Origin of the sequence: Coxiella endosymbiont of Ornithodoros maritimus (assembly GCF_907164965.1) — a bacterium.
In the GTDB taxonomy this organism is placed as follows: domain Bacteria; phylum Pseudomonadota; class Gammaproteobacteria; order Coxiellales; family Coxiellaceae; genus Coxiella.
On record NZ_CAJRAM010000069.1, the window covers coordinates 1 to 3,525 of the forward strand.

Sequence of the window (3,525 nt, forward strand, 5' to 3'; positions counted from 1 at the left end):
TTGCTTCAATTAAAACAAACCTTTCCATTAATTCCGCCTGCTCAGAAGATAAATTCATCGCTTTCCTTCGTGTACAGAGTCAATACCAACAAAAGGGAAGTTGTTTAACTTTATTTTAAGTTACCTTTGGTAAGATAACCACGTTATTTACATTTTCATTTTTTGTACTACGCCTTTCTTCAATAGACCAACTCTCGCAAGTATCCAATCCCTTGATTTTAATTGTTAAGATACCTTCTTCCTTAACGAGAAACTTACAACAAGAAGGGAGGACTTTAGTCGGCTTCTTTAGAAATGAGATAGACAGACAATAATAACCCTGCTGCAGAGGGACAACTCCAGAGGGACAAAACTCCACCAGCTCAATGGGCCTCGATAGCGCTCCTACCAGCTCGCCGTTAGACTCACCCCACTAATCTAATCTATTTGGTTATTTATTGCGCTCCAGCAATCAGCGTTTTCATTTCTTTCACTGCTTCCGCTAGCCCAACCAGTACCCCGCGAGAAATAATGCTATGGCCGATATTGAGTTCGTTAATGACGGGGATCGCGGCGATTGGTTGGACGTTGTGGATGGTTAGGCCGTGGCCGGCGTTTACGGTGAGACTGAGGCTATCGGCGTAGGCAGCGGCGGTGGTAATCTGTTTTAATTGTTGGTTGTGCTCATGATCGGTTTTGACGGTGGCATAATGGCCGGTGTGGATTTCGATAACAGGAGCGCCTGCGGCTTTTGCTGCATCAATTTGTTTTTCTTCAGGGTCGATAAATAAAGAAACCTCTATACCGACTTTCGCCAGGCGCGCACAAACTTTTTTTAAAGTATTTTGCTGACCAGTAACGTCTAAGCCGCCCTCGGTTGTCAGCTCTTCGCGTTTTTCAGGCACGAGGCAACAACGCTCAGGTTTAATTTCCTCGGCAAATTGGATAATATCTTCGGCAGTTGCCATTTCCAAATTCATTGGCACTGTTAATTTGCGCTTTAAATTACGGACGTCGTTACCTTGAATATGGCGGCGATCTTCTCGCAAATGCAACGTAATTCCATCAGCACCCGCTTCTATAGCAATCATAGCCGCTTCCACAGGATCAGGATAATCCACTCCCCGTGCTTGGCGCAAGGTGGCGATATGATCGATATTCACACCTAAACGAACCATTGGCAGATCCTTTTTTAAGTTGAGTATAGTCAAAGGAATCTTTCTCCGCTAGTTTTTAGGGCCCTAATCTCATCATGTTTCTATAAACGAAGCTTAGACGCAGCAGTTCAAACTAAATAAGCTTGTAGTGAAGAAGGAAAATGAGATACTAACTGTTTTCATAATGTCGTCCAACGAGAGTATGATTATTTTCATAAGCCTTTCGTAAGGCACGAGCATTTTTTTTGGGATCTTTTTTTATGCGGTTAATTAATGCTTGTGCCCAATACTCTTGAATTTGACGATGGTTGCTATCATCCACAAGATTTTCAAGGCAATAATCGACATTGGATGATTGGTTTAAATCAAGGGCTAATGCCTTAGCAATAGGCGTTGGAAACAATTTCCGACTTATCCTCATCTCATCACAGTATGCGGTAAAGATAATAATAAATTAGGAACACTGTGATTGCTGGCTGCGATAACACTAAAGATTTTACCCTCCATTTCTTTATAAATTTCAATTTCATCACGAATCGTATGAGAACGCAGGGTTCGTAAACGGATACTAGTGGCCTGTATATCAGTGCCTAAATTAGTTTTATAATGATTTTTGGCAAGAGTATTCCACTAAATGTGGGTTATTTTTTCAACTTCTTGGATATGCTGGAATATCACTTTAATCACCTGAAAATCACGCTGCGGTTTAACGCTAAAATGAAAGCCTGTTTTTGGCCTAGAAAAAAAGCTGTGTGTCATTATTTTTTCAATACTCTGACGTAAAGTCTAGCGCTCAACAGCCTCGCTGAAATTTCCTCATGATTGGAACCTGTCTGTTCTGGAATTTGTTGTATAAGCTCAGCTATACGCTATAGCAAATAGGTAAACCTGACAGCGGTTGATAAGCTTCAACATGGATCGCATTTTTTAGATCTTCTTGCGTAAATAAAAAACGTATATTTTCTTGATGACTAATGCACTTCTCAACGATTTCGTTGTATTCGTTAATTAATTGCTGTAATAATTGCACTTCAACATCCGTTAACGTTAATTCGCCAAATGAGGACTTAACGTGAGTTAGTTCTGCTAATCGACGATAAGCTTTGTTTCGCGATGTTTCTGTTTCTAATGCTTGACGCAGTGGAAATGGTGGATTCTTTAAAAATAAAACTTCTTCTTCTGAAAGAGAGGATGTATAACCATAATGGGCAATATCTTTCTCCCAGCTGACGCTGTAATTTTTCTCTTCATATTTCAGCCCCATTTTATAGGATCCGCTTTTTCAAAGCCGAGCTCTGGATAGCGATGCAAAATAAATTCAAAATCGCTTTCGTCGAGATTGCGGCAACCATATTTTAATGTACGCGTACGTTTATTAGTAAAAAATGAAAAGAATCATTGCTGTCTTTATAAGACAAGCCAGTCTTAGCCAATAACCCATCGCTCGTAAAATAAAGCCTTTCATCCTATGTCGGTAGATGTATTTTCTTTAAGCGCGATTCAGGCAACTGTAAAGTGCGCGTATAAAAAGACTAGCGGTAATATCGTTTCCGTTATTCGAAATAACTAGTCTTTCTTGATTTTTTCGTTTAAACAATTATTGAAATACCTGTCTAGCGCAAACTTCCGACAGGATTAAAGCGCCTTCTAAAATAAGCTGTTACAACTGTTGTTCAAAACTCTTGACAATCCGATAGCCAACACATTACAAACCAAGCGCATTTCATTTTTAAAATCGGCAGTGATGAGATAATTTACTAATTTTTCACTGCCTTCTTTTTTCTCTCACTCCCAAAGGTGCCCCATTGTTTTTGGAATCAATTGAAGTAATGCACCGATAACAGGAATTGTATTAACGCCCGCACTAGTGACGCTCAGTGAATTCGCAAGGTTACCTTGGTAAATTTTAACAAAGCCTGTCCGAGAGGCGATAATAACGTCAAAGCTGGTTTCTAACAGAACAGATAAACACTGAATAAAAATCAGCTGTTGGGTTCAAATTCACTTTGCCATTGAGGATTGTCACGTAATTGTTGTAAACAAGACTTCGTATCTGAGAGGGCTAAAACTTCAACGTGACCTTCGTGCATCGATATACCCTTAATAACAATTTGTTTTATTCTAATACAAATCGATGGGGTTCACCAGAGTACAGATGGCGGCGAGCTCAAATTTGCCCGAAGAGGAATAAAGTCAGCGAGTTAAAAGGGTTAAGAAGGGCCGTATCATTCCTCACAAGTCACAGTCATTTCAATTTTAGCCTTCGTCATTCTCGCTCAGGCGGGATCCAGGCACGCTGCGCAACGTGTGCACTGGATTCCCGCCTGCAGAATGCCTAGGCGTCAACTTAAGCATAAACCCCTAATGGCTGTAAAGTTGATGCTTCTCT

1 protein-coding gene and 1 pseudogene are annotated in these 3,525 nt (G+C 40.4%); both read right to left on the minus strand.

All coding sequences use genetic code 11. From position 1 onward, the window contains the following. Nucleotides 1–434: 434 nt before the first annotated feature. Nucleotides 435–1,190: a pyridoxine 5'-phosphate synthase gene (gene pdxJ / locus OWO34_RS06755; RefSeq protein ID WP_267256992.1), complete on the minus strand. Its 756-nt coding sequence runs from the start codon at nt 1,188–1,190 to the stop codon at nt 435–437. Between the two features lie 74 nt (nt 1,191–1,264). Beyond that, nucleotides 1,265–3,268 (minus strand): annotated as a pseudogene (locus OWO34_RS06760) (CBUD_0487 family Dot/Icm T4SS effector). Nucleotides 3,269–3,525: the final 257 nt, after the last annotated feature.